The 22,977-nt window shown below is 35.7% G+C and carries 15 protein-coding genes and 1 pseudogene; 12 read left to right on the top strand and 4 right to left on the bottom strand.

Annotated features, from left to right (window positions below):
• From RUH60_RS09655 to RUH60_RS09640, 4 genes and pseudogenes are all read left to right on the top strand, one after another.
• Nucleotides 1-704, top strand: a pseudogene (locus RUH60_RS09655) (hypothetical protein); the annotation flags it as partial.
• Nucleotides 691-1,500: an endo alpha-1,4 polygalactosaminidase gene (locus tag RUH60_RS09650; RefSeq protein ID WP_313807779.1), complete on the top strand. Its 810-nt coding sequence runs from the start codon at nt 691-693 to the stop codon at nt 1,498-1,500. The pseudogene RUH60_RS09655 and the gene RUH60_RS09650, both read left to right, overlap by 14 nt.
• Nucleotides 1,501-1,551: 51 nt before the next feature.
• Nucleotides 1,552-3,474 (top strand): hypothetical protein, encoded by a 1,923-nt coding sequence (locus RUH60_RS09645; protein ID WP_313807777.1) that lies wholly within the window; start codon nt 1,552-1,554, stop codon nt 3,472-3,474.
• 11 nt (nt 3,475-3,485) lie between these two features.
• The gene (locus tag RUH60_RS09640; protein WP_313807775.1) at nt 3,486-7,358 is read left to right on the top strand and encodes a DUF2194 domain-containing protein; all 3,873 of its coding nucleotides are present in this window, start codon (nt 3,486-3,488) and stop codon (nt 7,356-7,358) included.
• Nucleotides 7,359-7,417: 59 nt separating this feature from the next.
• On the opposite strand, the gene RUH60_RS09635 is transcribed toward RUH60_RS09640, so the two are convergent.
• Nucleotides 7,418-9,037, bottom strand: coding sequence for a DUF4832 domain-containing protein (locus RUH60_RS09635; protein ID WP_313807773.1), 1,620 nt, complete (start codon nt 9,035-9,037; stop codon nt 7,418-7,420).
• Between the two features lie 464 nt (nt 9,038-9,501).
• Here RUH60_RS09635 and RUH60_RS09630 point away from each other — a divergent pair, with 464 nt between their 5' ends.
• From RUH60_RS09630 to RUH60_RS09620, 3 genes are all read left to right on the top strand, one after another.
• Nucleotides 9,502-10,365 (top strand): DMT family transporter, encoded by an 864-nt coding sequence (locus tag RUH60_RS09630; RefSeq protein WP_313807771.1) that lies wholly within the window; start codon nt 9,502-9,504, stop codon nt 10,363-10,365.
• Between the two features lie 92 nt (nt 10,366-10,457).
• Entirely contained in the window at nt 10,458-12,377 is a 1,920-nt protein-coding gene (locus RUH60_RS09625; protein WP_313807769.1) for a DUF294 nucleotidyltransferase-like domain-containing protein, read from the top strand.
• Nucleotide 12,378: 1 nt separating this feature from the next.
• The gene (locus RUH60_RS09620; RefSeq protein WP_313807767.1) at nt 12,379-12,984 is read left to right on the top strand and encodes an exonuclease domain-containing protein; all 606 of its coding nucleotides are present in this window, start codon (nt 12,379-12,381) and stop codon (nt 12,982-12,984) included.
• Between the two features lie 32 nt (nt 12,985-13,016).
• Here the strand turns inward: RUH60_RS09620 and acs are convergent, their stop codons facing one another.
• The 3 genes from acs to RUH60_RS09605 form a co-directional block, all read right to left on the bottom strand.
• Nucleotides 13,017-14,924, bottom strand: coding sequence for an acetate--CoA ligase (gene acs, locus RUH60_RS09615; RefSeq protein ID WP_313807765.1), 1,908 nt, complete (start codon nt 14,922-14,924; stop codon nt 13,017-13,019).
• A gap of 79 nt (nt 14,925-15,003) precedes the next feature.
• A complete protein-coding gene (locus RUH60_RS09610) occupies nt 15,004-15,231 on the bottom strand; it encodes a DUF6814 family protein (protein WP_313807763.1) in 228 nt (75 codons plus the stop codon).
• 2 nt (nt 15,232-15,233) lie between these two features.
• On the bottom strand, nt 15,234-16,691 hold the full coding sequence (locus RUH60_RS09605) for an MFS transporter (protein WP_313807761.1): 1,458 nt from the start codon (nt 16,689-16,691) through the stop codon (nt 15,234-15,236).
• 121 nt (nt 16,692-16,812) lie between these two features.
• Between RUH60_RS09605 and RUH60_RS09600 the strand changes: the two genes are divergently transcribed.
• The 5 genes from RUH60_RS09600 to RUH60_RS09580 all read left to right on the top strand — a co-directional run.
• Nucleotides 16,813-17,418, top strand: coding sequence for a flavin reductase family protein (locus RUH60_RS09600; RefSeq protein ID WP_313807760.1), 606 nt, complete (start codon nt 16,813-16,815; stop codon nt 17,416-17,418).
• Between the two features lies 1 nt (nt 17,419).
• Nucleotides 17,420-17,875: an SRPBCC domain-containing protein gene (locus RUH60_RS09595; RefSeq protein ID WP_313807758.1), complete on the top strand. Its 456-nt coding sequence runs from the start codon at nt 17,420-17,422 to the stop codon at nt 17,873-17,875.
• Between the two features lie 5 nt (nt 17,876-17,880).
• Nucleotides 17,881-20,178, top strand: coding sequence for an FAD-dependent monooxygenase (locus RUH60_RS09590; protein ID WP_313807756.1), 2,298 nt, complete (start codon nt 17,881-17,883; stop codon nt 20,176-20,178).
• Between the two features lie 48 nt (nt 20,179-20,226).
• Entirely contained in the window at nt 20,227-21,816 is a 1,590-nt protein-coding gene (locus tag RUH60_RS09585; protein WP_313807754.1) for an AMP-binding protein, read from the top strand.
• A 7-nt stretch (nt 21,817-21,823) separates the two neighbouring features.
• On the top strand, nt 21,824-22,977 hold a 1,154-nt coding region (locus tag RUH60_RS09580), incomplete at its 3' end, for an FMN-binding glutamate synthase family protein (protein WP_313807752.1).

Below are 22,977 nucleotides of genomic sequence, written 5' to 3'. Positions count from 1 at the left end.
CTCCGGTAATGTTGTATCAGAATTACCATTATTTCTTTTACGGACTTTTGGTTTATGTATTCATTTTCATCGACCGATTTCTGGCTTGGTCGGCAGACAGTAGCGGCACAATTCCTTATATCATTTACTTTGAAAAGAATTATGAATTAGGAATGGATGTGGCGATACTGGTGTTTTTATTGTTATCGGGTGTTTTGGAATATAGTTTAGCTTCTTTTTCAAAATTCATCGATATCGGTCAAAAGAATACACCGTTCGAACATCCGGAAAATTATAACCATACATTATTTAAAATGTATTGGCAACATATTGCTTTGCTGATTGTTACCACGATTCTTATTTTTTTTCTGATTTATTTTATAGTGACTTCTTCTTGGGGCTATCAGGCGCACTTTAATGAAGTTTTTGAAGAAATCAGTTTCAGAGTTTGTATCATCGGCGGATTGGGATATTTCTTATTTGCTTGGGGAATATTAAATACACTATACCTTTTTACGTTAGGTCAGCCGGCTAAACCTTTAAAAGCTTTAGTTCTGGCTTGTATAGTAAATCTAGTGGTTGGCTTTTTAATGAGTCGTTTTATATCGTACGAATATAGCGTTGGAGGATTATTGTTTGGCGCATTGGTTTTCATGCTGATAACTTTAAAACAAAACATTCAATTTTTTAGAAACCTTGATTATTACTACTATGCGGCATATTAAACTCTTTTTTCTGCTGTTTCCGTCATTGTTCGGGATTGAATCGTCGGGTGCCAATGTTGTACAATCCGATGTGTTTTTCTGTTATGGAAAGCTCAATCCGTTGGATGTGAAAGGATATAGTTATGTTGTTTTAGAATCTAAAAACTATGCTATTCCAGACGTTAAGAAGTTTAAAAAACTCAACGGAAAGGTGTTAGCATACATCAGTTTAGGTGAAGTAAATAGTCAAGCTAAATATTATAACAAACTAAAAGATAGTGTTTTAGGTAAAAATGAAAACTGGGATAGCTATTATTTGAATTTAAAAAGAAATGAAACTAAAGAAACCCTTTTTTCCATTATAGATGAAATACTTGCAGACGGTTACGACGGTTTGTTTTTAGATAATATCGACAACTTCTGCACTTTTGGTTTTCAAGCGAGCCAAAAAGAGGAACTCATTCAGTTTATCAGCGATTTGAATACTAAATATCCCAATCATATTTTCATTCAGAATGCCGGATTGGAAATCATTGATAAAACTTCAGATTTTGTCGATGCTTTGGTTGTTGAATCTGTGGCTTCCAATTTCACTTTTGATGATAAGAAATACAAACTTCGACTGCAATCGGAATACGATAGTTATATCAGAAGGCTGCATCAAATAAGAAGAAAACACAAGCTCACCCTGATTTTAGTTGAATATGCAGACACTAAAACATTACACGATGAAATTGTAAAACGAATTCAGCGAACAGGTTTCATGTATTTTATAGGATCTATTGATTTACAAGGTTTTCCGCAATTTTCAGAATAAGATATGCTAATTTCAGGTTCCATAATAACAGGGTTTATCAGATTGTGTCTGATGATACTTTTTTTGTTCTATCTGAACCGAAAATTCATTTCCTATTCTCGCTCAATCAACTATTTTGATTTCATAGCTAAACAATGGTTTAAATACGGCAGTTTAATCGTTTTGTTATTATTCACTTTAGTTCAATTAGGAATTTACAATCTTGTCAATATGCTGATTATCCTGATGTTAGTGATTTATGTGGACTACTTCGGTTTGAAACAATTGCCGAAATCAGTAAACATTATAGCTCACAAAGTAAAACACAACATTTTCGAACTCATCAAAAACCTTGAATTAAAGAAACCTCTGAGTTTTTTCTTGTTTACCCGATCTGATAAGACAGAACAGAAAAACAGATTTTGGTATTTATTCATCCTCTCAACATTGGGCGGTGTGGCATTTTATAGTCGTTACATTTTCTATCCATTTGATTTGTTTTCGATGTCTGGTTCCTGGCTGAGTGACTTAGAAACCGTAATCGATTTTGATTATCAAAGATGGTTCACCAATGGAGTAACCACCGTAGGAGAGTTGGCTATGGTAAATTTCTACGGAAAGTTGACTAGCATCAGCCCGGAAGTAGCTTTGCAATCCATGGGAATATTAGAATCGGTTTTAATTAGTGTGTTGTTGTTTTGGGTGGTGAATAAAATCAGTTATTCTAAAATAATTGCACCCTTAATTGCTTCTCTTTTTTACAGTGTGAGTTATACAATTATGCCGGTAAACATTACGTATATTCTTCAGCATCAGTCATTGCTTTTGGCGATTAGTTTTGCTTTACCAGCTATGGTCATTTATATAAAACCAGGCTTCATGCATAGTAACAACCGAAATTGTTTTATCAACTACATCATGGCTTTTACGGCAATTGGCTTAATTGATGTATTTACCTTGGTTGTTCTGGTATTTCCGTTTTTGGTATTTGGCTTGTTTACTTCGTCCATTAAACATAAAGTTCAAAATTTAATTGCTTTTGGAGCTTATCTGTTGGCAATAGTGGTTTTACTTGCTATTTATGGCGTAGCCTGTAATTATTTTGGAGACGATTTACGCTTACTGATTCACGGCGGATTGATGTCTGTAAGTTCATATACTTACTTTTCTCACCTGATTGTATCTTATGAACAACTGATGATTTACTACCAATACATAAGTTACGGTTGCATGGCAATTTGCTTGCTGCTGATGATTATCAAAAATGAAAAATGGAATGCAGCACTCTGTTTCCTAATTTATTTCAACTTCTTGGTTTTTATTTCAGAATTGGATAATAACTGGATTGATACCGATATGGTTAAACTGTCGCTAGGTGTTTTTATTCCGATTTTATTAGGTATTGCGGTTTCTCAGATTATCCGATTAACCTATTTCATCACAATCAAATCTGAAGTTTTGAAACCTGCTCTTGTGGTAGCTTTAATTGGCGGCGTATTGTACTCGGCGTATTTCTATCAGGAAAGAGAATACAAAAAATTGGAACGAACCGATAATATTCCAAAGGAAATCATCAATGTGTATGAAAAAATTACAGCAACGTATTTCCCTTATTCTTATGGAGTTGTGAACGATTATACTACGCAAACGATGAGTTTGAATAAGCACTTTTTTGTTCATTATACAGAGTTTCTGAACGATTATCTGAAACGTGATTCACTCTATTTTAAAAATATCAAGAATAAAAAAGTTCTGGAAAAACATCCGGAATATGTGGTTCCGAAAACAATGCTGATTTTCATCTACAAAAAACCGGATGACAAAACGAACCGAATTGCTACCAACTGCAAATTAGTGCCGGAAATCCTTCAAAAAATCGATATTTTGAAGAAAAGAGGCCGAAAAATTACCGTTTTCTACGAAAGTGATTTGATTAAAGTATATGAAATTGAAAATATCCCTAACGAAAGTAAAATTGATGATTTAATCTTTTAAACCGAATTGTTATGGGTAAGAATACGCTACTACTATTCCGATATGTATTTGTTCTCGTTGTTTTTCTCTTCGTGTGTGCGTGTGCGAAAATTGATGAGCTTACCGGTTTGGACAATTTTAACCGAAAAGACGGCAGTTTGAAGTTGCGCAAGTATTCCGGAGTTCCATTGAACATTCCGCCTTTGGTTCAGTTCATTCTGGACAAAAACGATGTGGAAAGTTTGACGCTGAACAATAACATTCGTAAAGCATGCGATTATTCTAAAATCCCAATACAAACCATTACGGTTGACGAATGGAACAAAAACTTAAAAATTGACGACAACGTTAGGGTTTTAACAATGCTGGATTCCAGAAAGTTAAACAATCAAAGCGTTGACGTTATTCGGGATTTTGTTGCCAAAGGCGGAACGCTGTTTATGCCTTTTGGTTCTGAAGACAAACGTTTTTCTTTTCTGATAGGAGGTAAACCCGAAAACGATTTTGAAACCGATGCGAATGCTGCTGGATTTCATTTCAAAACACCCATTTTTCCTGGCTTTGATAATCATATTTATAAAAAAGATCTGAAGTTCTTCGGATTGAAAAGTAAGGCCTTTTCCAATAAAATTAAAGTTTTGGCTACAGCTGCCAATGATGAAAACTATCCGTTAATTGTTGAAAATCAGGTTGGAAAAGGGAAAGTAATTTACGTTAATTCGACTTATTTTACCATAAAAGATGACCGAGGTCTTTTGTTTTCAGGACTTTTAAAAGGTTTGGAAGGAATTCCGTATCCGGTTATCAATACTGGAGTTATGTTTTTAGATGATTTTCCGTCACCATTGTATGATATTAAGCAAGAGCCGATAAAATCTGAAATGGATTTAACGATTACCGATTACGTACACAACGTTTGGTGGCCTGATTTAATTAAAATTTCTAAAAAGTTTAGTATTGATTATGCTGCCATGACCACATTTGATTACAACGTTAATGTGAAGCCACCGTTTTTGTTTCGGGAATGGGATTCTAAAAAAGTTAAAGTTGGCAGTAAAGAAGTCGGATTAAGTAATTGGTTGGCTCACAACATCATGGATCAAGGCCACGAAATGGCTTTTCACGGTTACAATCATGTTTCTCTTTTAACCAGAGATTGGAAAAACCCTGATTTTATGGTTACGTCTTTAAAAGCCGCCGAAAAAAAATGGGAGGTAAACAATTTTGGAGATTTGCCGGTTACTTATGTTCCGCCATCCAATTATATTGATAGAGTAGGGCTGAAACAACTTAAAAAAGGAATGCCTTCTATTAGTTTCATGTGTAGTATTTACATTGGAGAAAAACGTAATGGTGGTAATCGTGAATTTGACTTTGATCCTTACGAGCCGGAATTATTTGATTTTCCTAGAATTTCCAGCGGATTTTATGTTGATGACGATTTAAAATACACGATTTATTCGTTGTATATGTACACCGGAATCTGGACTCATTTTTTGCATCCGGACGATATTTTCGATATCAAAGGAAAAGATCATATTTTACTTGACCAAAGTTATGATTTCAGAAATTACGACAATTTAGGATGGTACAAAACACCGAACAGTAATCGGGCGATGTTTCCGGAGTTTGACAAACTTTTGACAACTATGCGACGCGATTTTCCACAAATTCGCTATTTAAATGCTAAGGAAAGCGGACTTTTAACAAATGATTGGAGAGCATCGTATTTCAATCATAAATCGGAAAATGGGGTTTATGTGGTTCAAAAAATGAAACCGGAAGAATCTGAATTTGATGAGCAGCATTGGTTTATGTATGGAACGAGTAAAAACACTTCAGAGATTGAAAAGCATTTAAAAAGTATAAGAGCCTCTTTTAAAAAATCGCCCTATTTAGATGGTTATTTATATTCCATCCGAACTGATAAACCGTATATTTCTGTTCCTGATTTTAATATCAAAAACAAAGAAAGTAGCAGTGATTTGGCATCAGTTGCCCAAAATGTTAAACAAGAACATCGTGTTTTTTTAATGGAAGCTTCTCGAATTGCCAAAGAAGATTTATGGTATGCCGATTATGACAAAAACCTTGCTTTGGAAATCGAATCATTGCGAAAACAAATATTGAGCAACCCAAAAATTGATCCGAAAGTATGGATTAAATATGCCGAATATCTTTCCTGGAAAGACAACGCAGATGAAGTTTGGAGATTATTAGAAGAACACTGCATCAAATACCCAACTGCAGAAAACGTGATGTTTTCCAAACGATTGGCAGAAATTGTATATTATCCGAACGAATTGGTTCACGAAAAATGGATTAACGCTCAAATCTTGGTTACTCCAAACGATAAAGATTTACTGAATAGTTATGTGGCTAATTTTTACACACCTGAAAATCAGGCTAAAATTAAAGATGCATTAATAAAACTCTTGAAAGTTGATACGTCACACGATAGCTTTTTAAAATACATTGATTTTCTATTAGGATACGAGCCTCATAATGCAATTCCGGAGTTAGATAAAATCAAACCTTCCGCTGAATTTTCAGAATATGCGACCACAATCGCCTGGACTTATGCTGATGAGAATCAGTTTCAAAAAGCGCTCGAATGGTCGGCATTCAGTAAGGATATTGATTTTTATTCTAAAATGCAGTGGCTTATCGAACTAAAAGATTATCAGAAACTTATCAAAGAATACAACGATTATATTGCTAAAAATCCGGAAGATTATCGCGTAAAAGCTCAAATGAGTCAAGTTTATCATGAAATGGGTAAATTCAAAGAATCCTGGATTTTGGCGAGTGAACTACCTGAAGAATCCGCAGACCGAGAAGCGATTCAAAAGATGCTGAATACCGATGTAATCTATGAAGAGCGGGAAGTTCAACTTTATTTGGTTGCCAATTATCCGCAGTTTTTCTATCCGGATGTACTTGAAAAAATTATTAAAGACGACAGAACTCAAAACGGAAATTTTGTCAATTATGATACTTCTTTCGAAAGTAATAAGCAGAATTTGTCTTCTTTTCAAAATGTTTGGTCCTACAATATGTATGATAAAAAACTTCGATTACATGGTTTCGGCTTAACTTATAGTTCGATGTATCGCATTGAAAATCAATTGGATTGGGAAGACAATAAATCGCATGATGTTTTCGGAATTCAATATCAATACAACAACCCAAAATCGTTCGATAAACTACAGTATTACGGAAGACTAAGACTGGAATACAGCGATTTGAAAAAAGGCTTTATTCAGTTTGGAGCAGGGGCAAATTATTCGAAAAACAAAAGCTATTCCTCTGCAGAATTTAATGTCGCACCGTTTGAGAATGGCCCAAGCCACAGCAAAAGTATTTACCGTTATCAGTTAAATATCTATCAAAATAATTACTTCTTTAAATATTGGAATACCATTTTGTCATTAGAAGGCAGTTACTACAACAGCAGTGAAGCGCTTTTTAAAGAATATTACACCAAAGAATCGTATGAAGGAAGCGCCACTGGAAAAGTAATTTTCGACCGATGGATGGAGAAAAAATACCGTTTTCAACCCTTTATTGAAGCTACTAGAACGCAGGCTTCACTTGGAAAATCTACAATTCCGTTGTCTGGAGGTTATCCGTATTGGATGATTGATGATCGTTTTTTTATGGGCGGCGGTTTAGGATTTTCAATAGGCGATTTCGATGACGATTTCAATATGAAGTTAGAAGGCGCGTGGTTCAATGATGATTACGCTTCGGAATTCACTAGATTCGTCGGTAACATGAACTATCAGATATTCGATTACACTTCAATTACGGCGATATTTGAGTATTATCTGCAATCGAAATTCTATGCCAATGCTTTACAATTGGGCGTAAAATATAACTTGAAACGTAAACAAAAAAAGTAGGAACCTAATTAAAAGTCCCTACTTTAACACAAAAATCAAATTATTAAAAAAACAGTGTTTTAGTGTTTTACAATAACTCTTCTGAAATCTTTGGTTGATCCGCTTACAAATTGCAAGTAGTAAACACCATCACTCAAACTTTCAGTGTTGATAACCATATTGGTTGGATTGATGTTTGTATTTACACTAACCAATTGTCCTAAAGAGTTATACATTGATAAAGTATATTGTTCCATATTCTGCATTTCTACAGTAACTTGGTTGTTCGCCGGGTTCGGATAGATAACCGCTTGACTTACATTGATGTCTGTAGTTCCTAAAGTAGAACCACCAACATTCATTGTGAAATTTAAATTGTTATAACCTGTTGTAGATTCCCAAGTGTTGTTATTAGCCATTCTAACTGCATATTCCGGGCGTGGTTTTAAGCTAGCTTCATTATCCGGCAAGCTTAAATACAATTTGTAGCTTCCTTCAACGATATTGCTAGGTAAAGCAATATTTTCGTTGATTGTTGTTTCTACTTGACTTGTCCACAATCTTGGATCTGAAGCAAGAGCAATTGAATATTCTTGGTTTGTTCCAGTATTTCTTAAAATTAAATATGCTTTTCTTTCGTTATACGGCGTAGCCCATCCAGAATTTTTGATTTTTAAGCTGATAGGGAAGGTTCCACCTGCAGTTGCTGATTGTGTAAAAGTTCCGTTAACCAACTCAAAACGATATCCTAAGTTATTTTTAATTTCATTCATACATCCGTTAGAAATAAATCCGTTGATAACTGCTGCATGATAATCGATATTTAAGTATGACCAGTGGAATTTTTTCATTTCCTGTAAAGCAGTACTACAATCTGTACGTGGTGCATTAGGCGCACAAGTTTCGCCACCCATTGCTAAATATTTTGTTTCATTTTCCAAATAAGGATATTCAGATGAAATATTTGAATAAGTTCCAAAATCAGTTGAACTGGCTAAGAAACAGTCATTATGATGCGCTAATCTTGAATTATTTGAACCGTTATAAGCTTGAGTTTGAGCAATAGCAGAAGTTGTTCCAGCCATTTTTTGTTTTAAAACAGGCGTTCTCATATGAATCATTCTTGAAGCTGGTAAAGCATTTAATAAAGCCGTAACAACATCTTTTCTGTTAGCATAATCAGTAGCTGTAGGTGCGATACCAAAGTGATCAGTATAGTACCATTCACCCCAAGAACCGATAAAACCAGCTTGTACAGAAGCAATTACGTCAACATTATTTTGTAATAAAGGCTGTAATTGGCTGATATGACTAATAATTTGCGTCTTGTTAGCGTCACGCTGTCCGGCAACATCAGAATCAGAATAAGCAAAACGTGCAATAACTTTGATACCAGCGTTACGAATAGCGTTAAAATCAGCTTGCATTTTGTTTAAGTAATCCTGAGAAATTGCAGAAGTTCTGAAGTTTTCCAAATAGAAAACACGTACGATTAACGTAATTTTTTCGTTAACTCTGTAATTTGTTAAGGTAGATTGATTTAAACTTGTATATCCTGTAGAATGTGTTTCAGTATGATGATACATTCCGCGCTCCGGATTTGAAAAATTTTCAGTTGAAACTGTATAATTTACATTTGTAGTTTGAGCAAATAAGTTTAATGTAGTCAGGAGCAAAAAAATAAAAAATCTGTTCTTCATAATTCAATTCTGTTTTTTTTAATTTTTTAATGTTGTTGTGTTTTGAGATAAATCATTTTTTGATTGTAACTCGTTGCAAATCTATAAGTTAGATTCAAACAAAAAAATTAAAATATCGTTAAAATACATTTTTTGTCGGTAAAGTGATAAAAATCATACAAATCTGTAAGACTAGTTCTATTTTGGAGTATAAACCCTTAAGATTTTACTTTCTTTTATAGCTTTTCAGAATAAAATTTTTCATCATAAATGATTAATTTTCAATATTTTAAGTAGGAAATAGATGTATCTTTCAAATACAAAACGTCAAGTTTCGACAAAGTGTAAAAAATCATCGATGAAATGCATCTTTTTTGGTTGATTATCAGATAATCACTTTGAACTATAATATACATTATGTAAAATAGAATATTTATTGATTCGTTACTATAATATATGTTTCTTTGTGGTAAACTTTCAAACTCATGAGCTATATCCTATTGAGTATATGCTGTAGCGTTTCAGTAGCGGTCCTTTTAAAATATGTTAAGCGCTTATCTGTTTCTATCGAGCAGATAATTAATCTGAATTATTTAGCGGCTATAATTCTGTGTTTCACAATATTTAAACCTGATACTGAAATTTCAAAAAAAATATTACCCTGGAAAATTTATATTCCGCTGTTTATTTTGTTGCCGGCTGTCTTTATATTGTTAGCACGTTCTATAAAATCTATAGGAATTGTAAAAACAGATATTGCTCAGCGTTTGTCTTTATTTATTCCAATATTAGCGGCCTATTTTATATTTGATGAAAATATCAGTCTTTTAAAACTAATTGGCGTTGCTGTCGGATTTACAGCGATATTCTTTACCTTATATAAAACAGACAATCATCAAACAGATTCTGTAAATTGGCTGTATCCGTTACTTGTTTTTTTAGGCTTCGGAATTATTGACGTCTTATTCAAGCAAATTGCTGTTAATAAAGAAGTTGGATTTACCACATCACTATTTTGGATATTCATCGGATCATTTGTTGTAGCGAGTTGTATTAGTCTATTTTACATAATAACAAAAAAGTCAACGTTGAAATTCAATAGTATTCTTTGGGGAATTTTGCTTGGAGCTCTTAATTTCGGGAACATTTTCTTTTATTTGAAAGCCCATCAGGCATTTGCAGAAAATCCAACAACGGTTTTTGCATCGATGAATTTTGGAGTTATAGCTCTGGGAAGTTTTATCGGTGTTATTGCTTTTAAAGAAAAGCTCAGTAAAATAAACTACATCGGGATTACGTTAGCTATTATAGCCGTTGTTCTGATAACGATTTCACAACTTAATTCTTAAAATATTATAACTCCCCTACTTTTGAATTTTAAAGGAATTTAGTATTTTTAGAAAATAATGACCTCAAAAGACATTTAATAACCGAAAATGGTATGAGAAACCCAATCGCCGAACGTATAGCCGATTTTTTAAAGCACTACCCTCCTTTTTCCAGTATGCAATACACTGATTTGGTTGCTATTGCGGAACATATAAAGGTTGTGTATCTTGAAAAAAATCAGGAACTTTTTAAAATTGGAGATAAAACACACGATTCTTTTTATGTGGTTGCTTCCGGCGCTATCGGATTATCGGTTATTTCGGATGCTGAAGAAACCTTAATCGATAAGTGTGATGAAGGTGATATTTTAGGATTACGTCCGTTTTTTGCCAAGAACGATTATTTAATGACGGCAAAGTCTCGTGAAGATTCGATTGTATATGCAATTCCTATTGAGAATTTCCGCTCTTATGTCGCAGGTAATGCGCATGTTTTGAGCTTTTTGCTCGAAAGTTTTGCTTCCAATACCCGTAACCCTTACGATAAAGACAATCGAGGTAAACTGATTTCGGAAAATGTTATTTTCAATGAGCAAAGCGCAACCGATATTCAGTATTTCCAACCCATTAAATACACCAAAAATCCAATTACGGCAAGTACTCACGATATTGTTCGTCATATAGCACAAACGATGTCTAGTCGCCAGATTGGAAGTGTAATTATTCAGGAAAACCAGATGCCGATTGGAATTGTAACCGATTTTGAATTAACGTCTAAAATAGCAACCGGACAGTTTTCGATTGATACAACAGTCGATAAAATCATGATTCCGACGATAATAACGGTTCCAGAAAATATTTCGATTGCTGAAGCACAAATGATGATGCTAAAGCATAACGTTGGTTATTTATGTGTAACTCGTGACGGAACCGAAAAAAGTTTAATCACCGGAATTATTTCAGAACATGATGTCGTTGCGGCTCAGGCCAATAATCCTGGAGTTTTACTGAAACAAGCCAAACGTGCAAATCGTTCGAAAGAATTGAAAGTAGTTCGCGATAAATTAACTGATTTGATACAGAATTCGATTGATAAGAATATTCCGATTGCCCATATTACAAGTATTACCAGCGAGATTAACAATGCCATTACCAAAAGAGCTATTCAGTTGGGAATTGAAAAAATTGGGGAGCCTCCTGTTCGATTTGCATGGTTTAGTTTAGGAAGTCAAGGAAGACGCGAGCAGCTGTTAATGACTGATATCAACAATTCTCTGATATTTGAAGATGTGCCTTCTGAAAAGTACGATGAAGTTAAAAATTACTTTATCAAGCTTTCCGAAAGAGTCTTGGAAACCTTTGAAAAAATTGGTTATGAGCGCAGTGAACAAGGATCAAATTCCACAAATGAACTTTGGTGTAAGTCACTGACTGATTGGATAAAACAATACAACACTTGGATTAATACTCCAGGTGAAAAAGGCATTCATTTAAGTACGATTTTCTTTGATTATGATTTCGTTTACGGTGATCCGTTTATAGAAAAAGCATTGACAGATGATATCTATGTTAAAGCCGACAACAATCAGTTATTTTACGCTTTCTTAGGAACGGATGCAATCAAAAAACCTGCTCCAGTTGGTTTTTTCCGTCAGTTTTTATTGGAACAGGACGAAGAACATAAAGACACTTTCGATATTAAGAGCAGAGCCATTTCGCCTTTGGTAGATGCGGCTCGAGTTTTTGCTATCAGTAAAGGAATCAAAGGAATTACGAATACGTATCAACGTTATAAAAAGCTGGCCGATTTAGAACCACAAAACGCTGATTTGTATTTAGAATGTGCTGAAGCTTTTCATACTTTACATTGGTTCAGAACTGAAGAAGGCTTGAAAACAGGCTCCGGCGGACAATACATCAACTTAGAAGAATTAACGAAAGTTGATAAAGTGAAGTTGAAAAACTGCTTCCAACCGATAAACGAAATTCAGGATTTGATTAAAAACCGATTCCAATTAACATATTTCACATAAAATGCTAGACTGGTTAACAGGTAAAGGAGATCCCGATTTCTGGAAAAAATATTCTGAAACATTCGACAAAACGGATGCGAATGCTCCTATTCGCTATGTTGTGTTTGATTGTGAAAAAACCGGTCAGGATTGGAAGGAAGACCAAATAACTTCCATCGGATGTATTGGTGTTGTGAGTGATTCTATTCAAGTTGGCGATTTTTATGAGGTATTTATCCAAAATCAAACCGAAGAGAATCATCAAAATGAAGCAGTTGAAAAACTTTTCAAGGTAAACGTTGATACTATTATAGAATCTGAAGCACTTCCGAAGTTTTTGGACTATATAAAAAATGCCACTTTAGTTGGTCACAGCACCAATTTAGATATCGAAATGCTCAACCAGGCATTAAAAAAGATGAATTTGGGTAAACTGAAAAATGAAGTAATTGATATCAATGTGATGCATCAACGATTCAAAAATTTATCAGAAGATCAGCATCATACACTAGATCAATTGTGCGATATTTATAAGGTGAAGAAAAACAGCCGTAGTACTGCTTCAGGTAATGCGTATTCTTCTGCTTTAGTATTTTTAAAACTTCGTAGAAAATTGAAAATGAAATAAAAAAAGTCCTGAATTTTCAGGACTTTATCTTTTTATACTTTATTGTTTTTAATTTCATCGACAATTTCAGGATTCAATAAGGTTGTAGTATCACCAAAATTTGAAAAATCACCTTCTGCAATCTTTCTTAAAATTCTACGCATAATTTTTCCGGAACGCGTTTTCGGTAATCCGCTAACGTATTGAATTTTATCCAGCTTAGCAATTGGCCCGATATGACTGGCAACATGTTCGTTGATTTCTTTAGTCAGATTATCACGGTCACGATATTCGCCGGTTTCTTTCAGAATAATGAAACCGTAAAGCGCATTTCCTTTGATGTCATGTGGGAAACCAACAATCGCAGATTCTGCCACAGCCGGATGCTCGTTAATAGCATCTTCAATTGGTGCTGTTCCTAAATTGTGTCCCGAAACGATTACCACATCATCTACTCTACCGGTGATTCTATAATAACCTACTTCATCACGTAAAGCCCCATCACCAGTGAAATATTTACCTGGGAAAGCAGAAAAATAAGTTTCTTTATAACGTTCATGATCGCCCCAAATCGTTCTCGCCATCGATGGCCAAGGGAATTTAATACACAAGCTGCCAACAACTTGATTTCCTTCAATTTCGTTGCGCTTTTCATCCATTAAAACTGGCTGAATTCCTGGTAACGGCAAAGTTGCATATGTAGGTTTCGTTGGTGTAACAAATGGAACAGGCGAAATCATAATACTTCCAGTTTCGGTTTGCCACCAAGTATCAACAATAGGACATTTTTTCTTTCCAACGTGGTCGTTGTACCAATGCCAAGCCTCCTCATTAATAGGCTCTCCTACGGAACCAATAACTTTCAAGGAAGACAAATCGTACTTATCCACCCATTCGTCACTTTCTTTGGCTAACGAACGAATTGCTGTTGGAGCGGTATAAAACTGCGTAACTTTATGTTTGTCAATCACTTCCCAAAACCTTCCAAAGTCAGGATATGAGGGAACGCCTTCAAAAATTACCGTTGTAGCTCCATTTAAAAGCGGACCATAAAGAATATAAGAATGTCCGGTAATCCAACCAATATCAGCCGTACACCAGAAAATATCGTTTTCTTCGTAATTGAAAATATTTTTAAAAGAATAGGCTGTCTGAACCATATAACCCGCTGTAGTATGCAACATTCCTTTAGGTTTTCCGGTTGAACCAGATGTATATAAAATGAATAACGGATCTTCCGAATCCATAATTTCAGCTACATTATTTGGAACTGCTGCATCTAAAAGTGGTTGTAACCATTGGTCGCGACCTTCTTTCATCTTTACTTCAGTATTTGTTCTTTTAGTAACTAAAACTTTAGTAACTGTAGGACATTTTTCAAGAGCTTCGTCTATAATTCCTTTTAAATCAATGGACTTGTTACCGCGATAAGCACCGTCAGAAGTGATTACCATTTTACATTCACAGTCATTAATTCGTGATGTAACCGCTGAAGCAGAAAACCCTGCAAAAATAACAGAATGAACCGCACCTATTCGCGCACAAGCTAAAACTGAAATCGCCAAATCTGGAATCATCGGTAAATAAATGCAAACTCTATCTCCTTTTTTAATGCCTTGTTCGCGAAGCACGTTGGCCATTTTCGCTACTCGGTCATAAAGTTCGTTATAGGAAATATGTTGTGCTTCTTCAGCAGAATTGTTAGGCTCAAAAATGATTGCGGTTTTATCACCACGCTTAGCCAAATGTCTGTCAATACAGTTTTTAACGATGTTTACTTTGGCGTCGGTAAACCATTTTACGTTGGCTTCACCCATGTCGAAATCGACAACTTTGTCCCATCCTTGGTACCAGATGAAGTTCTCTTCGGCTATTTTTCCCCAAAATTTTCGAGGCTCACGGATGGATTTATTGTAATGTTTGAAATATTGTTCTAAGTTGTTTATTTTATAGTAGCTCATGAAGTAAATTTTACATCTGTAAAGTTAAAAAATAGGAACCGAAATCATATTTTTTTAAGATGATTTTAGGGTTTTAGAATTACATTTTGTGTTTGTCATATTCTCCTTTTAAAGAATAAATACCAAACAGTGACATTCCAAATACTATTAAAGGTGTCAGAATAAATAAAATGATGACACCGAAAACTACATCTTCTTGTTTGTCTGAAGTGATTTTAGGTAATCCAAACGAGAAAATACAGAAATAGGCTGTAGCTAAAGCTAATATTATCCAAATTAATCCTAAAAAACGTTTTATTGTACTCATTATCAGTGTCTTTTTTTATTGTCTAAATAAATCATTCCGATTACAAAACTCACGGAAGCAATCAGTATCGGATACCATAATCCTTCCAAATAAAATTCAGGATTATTATTCGCTTTAGCATTGGTTACCAAATAAGTTGAAATCGCCGGGAGTAAACCGCCAAAAATACCATTTCCAATATGATATGGTAATGACATTGAAGTGTATCGGATTCTTGTCGGAAACATTTCTACCAAGAACGCTGCAATCGGTCCGTAAACCATTGTAACAAAAATTACCTGGATAAATATCAGGAATATCAATTTCCAACGATCTGAATTATTGATTGTTACTAATTTTGAAACCGTTTCACTATCTTTTTTTGTTGTGATTTTCAGTTGTGTTCCGTCTTCATATTCACTAACTGAAATGTTATCTGTAGAATTGGTTTCAATATTCTTTACAGTTAAAAGTTCTTTGGAATTTACATCAACAGTCTGATACATTTCTTTGTAAATCGGACGATACAGTAAAACGGCTAGAAATAAGCCTGACATCATAATTGTTTTTCTTCCGATTTTGTCACTCAACCAACCGAAGAAGACGAAAAATGGTGTGCCGAAAAGCAGAGCAATTCCTAGTAAAGTATCAACCTGAGAACTGTCGATATTTAAAACCGTCTTCATAAAACTCATCGCATAGAATTGTCCGGTATACCAAACAACTCCTTGCCCCATTGTAGCCCCGAATAAGGCAAGTAAAACGAATTTCAGGTTGTATTTGTTTCCGAAGCTTTCTTTTAATGGATTGCTACTGGTTTTTCCTTCGGCTTTGGCTTTGGCAAAAACCGGCGATTCACTCATCTTCTTTCTAATAATATAGGAAACGTAAACCATTAAAAGTGAAATCCAGAACGGCACTCTCCATCCCCATTCATTGAAAGCTTCTTCTGATAAAATAGAACGGGTTATCAAAATCACCATTAAAGAAACAAATAGACCAGCTGTTGCAGTGGTCTGAATCCAAGATGTCCAGTACCCTCTTTCGTTTTCGGGAGCGTGTTCCGCTACATAGGTTGCAGCTCCGCCATATTCACCGCCAAGTGCTAATCCTTGTAAAAGTCTCAAAATCAATACTAATAAAGGGGCTAAAAAACCGATGGTTTCATAACTAGGAATACATCCGATTAAAAACGTCGCGCCACCCATCAACAAAAGCGTTGCCATAAAAGTATATTTCCTGCCGATAATGTCGCCCAGTCTTCCAAAAAATAAGGCACCAAACGGGCGAACTACAAAACCCGCCGCAAAAGTTGCTAATGTTGATAAAAAAGCTGCTGTTGGATTATCCGAAGGAAAGAATTTAGTAGCAATAACAACTGCTAAACTTCCGAAGATGTAAAAGTCATACCACTCAATTAAAGTTCCCATTGATGAAGCCGAAATGACTTTCCAGATTCCTTTAGTTTCAGTTTTATTCATAGGCTGATTTTCTTACTGAAATTTACTAAAAAATAACATATGTTCATTTATATCTTAAAAATTCTGATAAAGCGAAATATTTCTAAATTATTTGTTTAATTTGTGACAAACAACCAAACCAATGCAATTCGATACGCAAAATACGGATGCTTCCACACTATATAAGCTATTAACCGGAACCGTGATTCCAAGACCGATTGGATGGATTTCCACGGTAGATGCAAACGGTATCAATAACTTAGCTCCCTTTTCTTTTTTTAACGCAGTTGGTGAAGATCCGCCACACGTAATGTTTTCAACGATTCGAACTGGAGATAAGAATAAAGACACTTTAAATAATGTGTTGAATAATAAGCAATTCGTTGTGAATTTAGTAACCGAAGACGTAGTGGGAAAAATGAACACCACTTCACAACAAGTTACGCCAGAAGTTGACGAATTTGAGCTGGCAGGCCTCACCCCTATTGATTCCGTTCACATAAAACCCAAAAGAGTAAAAGAAAGTTTAGTGCATTTTGAATGCGAAATGGTGCATCATTATTTTTTGGAAGACCATAAAAATGGTGGTGCAGCAATTATCATCGGGAAGATTTTAATCATGCATATTGACGATTCAATTCTGATGGAAAACGCCAGAATCAATCTTGAAACCTATAAACCTGTAGCCCGATTGGCAGGTTCAAATTACTCAAAACTAGGAGAAATTTTCTCCATAAAACGTGGATAATATGAACACAGATAAATTACAGATAAAAGTAGCAATGCAGGTTCAAAAGCCAATGCATGAAGTTTTTGAAGCTATTGTGAACCCAGAAAAAATGTCCAATTACTTCATTTCCGAAAGTACCGGAAGAATGGAAGAAGGTAAAAATCTAATTTGGAAATTCCCTGAATTCGACTTGAAATTCCCGGTTCGCGTAGGTAAAATTGAGTTGAATAAATACGTTTCTTTCTATTGGGAAGATTCAGGAGAAGAGCATTCGGTTGAAATCAGTTTATCCGAAAGTTTAAACGGTTCAACATTGGTTTCCATCACTGAAAAAGAAATGGAAAACAACGAAGCCGGTTTGAAATGGTTGTCTGGCAATTCGTTTGGATGGTCCAATTTCCTTGCCTGCTTAAAAGCCTATTTAGAATACGGAATCAATCTCAGGAAAGGTTCCTTTGATTTTATGAATAAATAAAAAATATGAAAATTACAGTAATCGGTGGCGGTCCAGGCGGTCTCTACTTTTCCATATTAACTAAAAAAGCAATTCCGAATTGTCAGATTGATGTTTACGAACGCAACAAAGCCGATGATAGTTTCGGTTTTGGTGTTGTGTTTTCCGATGAAACTTTAGGTGAATTCCTTACTCGTGATACCGAATCGTATGAATTAATCCGAAGTAAATTTGCCTACTGGGATGATATCGTAGTGGCTCGTGACGGCGAAAAAGTAAGTGTTTCCGGTAATGGATTTTGTGGTTGTTCCCGTAAAACTTTGCTTCAACTTTTACAACAAAGATGTACCGAAGAAGGCGTAAATCTTCATTTTGAACAAAACGTTGACGATTTAACACAATTCAAAGACAGCGACATAATCGTAGCAGCAGACGGAATCGGAAGTGCAATTCGTACCCAATTTGCTTCAGATTTTGGAACTTCGGTAAAACTGCAAAAAAACCGATTCGTTTGGTTGGGTTCAACAAAACCGCTGGATGCTTTTACTTATTTCTTCAGAACTACTAAATTCGGAACTTTCGTAGCGCACACTTATCAATACGAAGCCGGAATGAGTACCTGGATTTTCGAATGTTCCGATGAAACCTGGAAAAATGCTGGTTTTGAAGTGGAAAACGAAGCTGCAACCGTTGCAAAAATTTCAGAGATTTTTAAAGAAGAATTAGGCGGACATCCGTTGATTACCAATAAATCACATTGGCGTCAGTTTCCACATGTTACCAACGAAAAATGGCACAAAGACAACATCGTTTTATTAGGCGATGCTAAAGCTACGGCACATTTCTCAATCGGTTCGGGAACTAAATTGGCGATGGAATGTGCAATTGCCTTATCCGATGCTGTGGTTGCCAATCAGAATAATATTTCAGCAGCTTTTGATGCTTATGAAACTGCGAGAAGAAATCGTGTGGAAATGATTCAGCACGCAGCCAATGTTTCCTTGGATTGGTTTGAACACATGGATCGTCACGTTCAGCATGATTTTCAGCAGTTTGCCTTTGGTGTAATGACGCGCTCCAAGAAAGTTACGTTTGAAAATTTAGCCATTCGGGATGCTTCTTATCCTGTAAAAGTTTTAGCCGAATTCAATGCAAAAATTGGAGCCGATGCCAAAATTCCTGCTGCTTTTACACCTTTCAAATTAAGAGAATTAACACTTCCAAACCGAATTGTAATGTCTCCGATGGGACAATATTCTGCTGAAAACGGCGTGGTAAACGATTGGCATTTTCAACATTATACTTCACGAGCAATTGGTGGTGTAGGATTGATTATTGCAGAAATGACAGCCATATCTTCAATTGGAAGAATTACTGAAAGTTGTGCAGGCTTATATTCACAAGAACAGACAGTTAGTTGGAAACGAATTACTGATTTCATTCACCAAAACACACAAACCAAAATAGGAATTCAATTAGGACATTCCGGACGAAAAGGTGCTACAAAAAAGCCTTGGGAAGGTGGTTCGGAACCGATTGCCAACGCTTGGGAATTGTTGTCAGCTTCCCCTATTCCGTTCAACGATAAATTGGCTACTCCAAAAGAAATGAGTTTGGCTGATATGGATCAGATTGTTTCCGAATTCGTTCAGGCTACCAAAAATGCAGATGCAGCTGGTTTTGATATGATTGAACTACAAGCGCATCATGGCTTTTTACTGGCTTCTTTCCTATCTCCGTTAACCAATATCAGAACAGATGAATTTGGTGGAAGTATCGAAAATCGCTTAAGATTCCCAATTCGTGTATTTACAGAAATGCGCAAAGTGTTTCCTCAAAACAAACCAATGTCTGTCCGAATTTCAGCTTGTGATTGGGCTGAAAAAGGAATTTCCGAAGAAGATGTTATTGCAATTTCAGAAGCTTTCAAAACCGCAGGAGCGGATATCATCAGCGTTTCAACCGGAAATACAGTTGCAGGACAAAAAACGCAAACCGGAAGAATGTGGCAAACGCCTTTCTCAGATATGGTTCGCAATGCCGTTCATATTCCAACAATTACAGCGGGTTATATTCAGGATATCGATCAAATTAATACAATTTTATTAAATGGTCGTGCCGATTTGGTTTCCCTTGGAAGGCCATTGTTGCTCGATCCTTATTTTGTTCGAAACGCTCAGGCTTACGAAAATTTCAGACCGACGGATATTCCGCAGCAATATATGGCGGGAACAACACATTTGTATCCATTACAAGCATCTGAACGCAAAACAGTTGAAGGCATGAAAAAAGCATTGAAACCGGAAAGTCATAAGAAATCATAAGGTATTAACTTAGCAACTCAGTTACTCAGCAACTTAGCTACTAAAAAAATGAAACACTACGAAGATAATTTCGCTCACAATAGTTTACCGAATCTGGAATTACAACCAGATTACACTTTTCTGGATTTACCTCAATTCAACCGACCTGAAATGCTTAATTGTGTAGAGCGTTTATTGGATTGTCACATTCAAAACGGTCACGGCGATGCGGTTTGTATTCAAACTTTTGAAGAACGTTGGACGTATAACGATTTGTTTGAAAAAGCCAATCAGATTGCGCATGCTTTAGTTGAAGATTTAGGTCTGAAATCCGGAAATCGAGTATTAATTCGTTCGGCAAATAACCCGATGATGGTAGCTTGTTGGTATGCGATTTTAAAAGCTGGCGGAATTGTGGTAGCTACAATGCCTCTGCTTCGTTCCAAAGAATTAACAACGATAATTGATTGTGCCGAAATCTCTCATGTTCTGTGCGACAGCTCGTTATCTGAAGAAATGGAATTGGTAAAATCACCATTTTTGAAAAGAACCTGCTATTACAGAAATTCAGAATTGGAAGATTTGATGCAGAACAAACCAAAAACATTTTCAAATTATCATTCAAAATCAGATAGTGTTGCTTTAATCGGTTTCACATCCGGAACTACAGGTTTACCGAAAATGACCGCCCATTATCACAAAGACGTATTGAATATTTGCGAAGCATTTCCACAATATTCGTTGCAACCTACTCCAAATGATGTCTTTACGGGAAGTCCACCTTTAGGATTTACTTTTGGTTTAGGTGGATTGGTTTTGTTTCCTATGTATTTTGGCGCGTCAACATTTTTAATAGAAAAACCAACTCCGGATTTATTGTTACAAGCGATTCAAGATTATAAAGTAACCACTTGTTTCACGGCGCCTACCGCTTGGAGAGTTCTGACTTCCAAAGCAAATGATTTTGACATTTCAAGTCTTAAAAAGTGTGTATCAGCCGGAGAAACCTTACCTTTGAAAGTATGGGAAGATTGGTATGCCGCAACCGGATTGAAAATCATTGATGGAATCGGCGCTACTGAAATGTTGCATATTTTTATTTCGTCTAACGAATCGAATATGAAACCAGGTTCTACCGGTATAGCAATTACCGGATATGAAGCTAAAATTATTGACAATCAAGGTAATGAAGTTCCAAGAAATGAACCGGGAAAATTAGCAGTTCGCGGAATTACCGGCTGTAAATATTTAAAACGAGAAGAAAAACAGCGTGAGTATGTAACTAACGGTTGGAATTTGACTGGAGATATTTTCCGTCAGGATGAAGAAGGTTACTTTTGGTTTGTGGCTCGAGGCGATGATATGATTATTTCTTCGGGTTATAATATTGCAGCGATTGAAGTAGAGAGTGTTCTTTTAACGCACGAATCCATATTAGAATGTGCAGTGGTTGGTTTGCCTGATGAAGAACGCGGAATGTTGGTTTGTGCTCATATTGTTTTAAAAGAAAAAGATAAAGCAACAGATGAATTGGCTAAATCTATTCAACAGTGGTTCAAGGAAGTAGCTGCGCCATATAAATATCCAAGGGTAATTAATTTTATCGATGTCTTACCTAAAACCGAAACAGGAAAAATACAACGATTCAAATTAAAATAGTAAGATTATGAGAAAGGCTTTTATCGTTATTAGTTTCACTATTTTGTCGATAACGGCAATGTTGATTTTCGTTAATTGGAAATTCAGTTTATTGCTACTGATATTCATTCCTTTAGTTGCAATGGGGATTTACGATATGTATCAGTCCAAACAAACAATTCGTCGCAATTTCCCATTATTAGGAAGAATGCGTTATTTATTGGAATCTATCGGTCCAGAAATGCGTCAGTATTTTATCGAAACCGATACCGAAGGAAAACCTTTCAACCGTTTGCAGCGAAGCATTGTTTACCAACGCAGTAAAAAAGATATCGACACGATGCCTTTCGGAACACAACTCAATTTGTACGAGACTGGTTATAAATGGATTAATCACAGTATTAAAGCTATTCCTTTTTCTGAAGTTGATGCTAATCCGAAGGTAAAAATTGGTTCTTCGCAATGTGAGAAGCCTTATATGTCAAGCCTTTTTAACATTAGCGCAATGAGTTTCGGATCTTTGAGTAAAAACGCAATTATCGCCTTAAACAATGGCGCTAAACAAGGAGGATTTTTCCATAATACAGGTGAAGGAGGGCTTTCTCCCTACCATTTACAAGGCGGTGACGTCGTTTGGAACATCGGAACCGGTTATTTCAGTTGTCGCGACGCTGAAGGTAAATTCTCCTATGAAGAATATTCAAAACGCGCCACTTTAGACAACGTTAAAATGATTGAGTTGAAGTTCTCTCAAGGCGCCAAACCCGGTCACGGAGGAATTCTACCGAAAGAAAAAGTAACCGATGAAATTGCCGCAATTCGTTTGGTTCAGAAAGGCAACGATATTATTTCCCCACCTCGTCATTCGGCCTTCACTACCCCATTGGAATTGATGGATTTCATTAAAATTTTACGAAAAGGTTCGGGCGGAAAACCAATTGGTATGAAGCTTTGTATCGGAAACAAATCGGAGTTTATTGCGATTTGTAAAGCGATGGTGGAGACTAAAACGTATTTCGATTTTATCACTGTTGACGGTGGCGAAGGCGGAACCGGAGCAGCTCCACAAGAATATTCAGACCACGTAGGAATGCCTTTGCGTGAAGCTTTGGCTTTTGTTTATGATTGCTTGAACGGTTTCGGAATTAAAGACGAAATCAAAATCATCGCCAGCGGAAAAGT

The sequence above is a fragment of the Flavobacterium sp. genome, from assembly GCF_032153895.1.
GTDB lineage: Bacteria > Bacteroidota > Bacteroidia > Flavobacteriales > Flavobacteriaceae > Flavobacterium.
This window is presented reverse-complemented; position numbering and strand designations above follow the sequence as displayed.

Coding starts and splice junctions, on each gene's coding strand:
- RUH60_RS09650 (WP_313807779.1), top strand. CDS start 691: ATGCGGCATATTAAACTCTTTTTTCTGCTGTTTCCGTCATTGTTCGGG.
- RUH60_RS09645 (WP_313807777.1), top strand. CDS start 1,552: ATGATACTTTTTTTGTTCTATCTGAACCGAAAATTCATTTCCTATTCT.
- RUH60_RS09640 (WP_313807775.1), top strand. CDS start 3,486: ATGGGTAAGAATACGCTACTACTATTCCGATATGTATTTGTTCTCGTT.
- RUH60_RS09635 (WP_313807773.1), bottom strand. CDS start 9,037: ATGAAGAACAGATTTTTTATTTTTTTGCTCCTGACTACATTAAACTTA.
- RUH60_RS09630 (WP_313807771.1), top strand. CDS start 9,502: ATGAGCTATATCCTATTGAGTATATGCTGTAGCGTTTCAGTAGCGGTC.
- RUH60_RS09625 (WP_313807769.1), top strand. CDS start 10,458: ATGAGAAACCCAATCGCCGAACGTATAGCCGATTTTTTAAAGCACTAC.
- RUH60_RS09620 (WP_313807767.1), top strand. CDS start 12,379: ATGCTAGACTGGTTAACAGGTAAAGGAGATCCCGATTTCTGGAAAAAA.
- acs (WP_313807765.1), bottom strand. CDS start 14,924: ATGAGCTACTATAAAATAAACAACTTAGAACAATATTTCAAACATTAC.
- RUH60_RS09610 (WP_313807763.1), bottom strand. CDS start 15,231: ATGAGTACAATAAAACGTTTTTTAGGATTAATTTGGATAATATTAGCT.
- RUH60_RS09605 (WP_313807761.1), bottom strand. CDS start 16,691: ATGAATAAAACTGAAACTAAAGGAATCTGGAAAGTCATTTCGGCTTCA.
- RUH60_RS09600 (WP_313807760.1), top strand. CDS start 16,813: ATGCAATTCGATACGCAAAATACGGATGCTTCCACACTATATAAGCTA.
- RUH60_RS09595 (WP_313807758.1), top strand. CDS start 17,420: ATGAACACAGATAAATTACAGATAAAAGTAGCAATGCAGGTTCAAAAG.
- RUH60_RS09590 (WP_313807756.1), top strand. CDS start 17,881: ATGAAAATTACAGTAATCGGTGGCGGTCCAGGCGGTCTCTACTTTTCC.
- RUH60_RS09585 (WP_313807754.1), top strand. CDS start 20,227: ATGAAACACTACGAAGATAATTTCGCTCACAATAGTTTACCGAATCTG.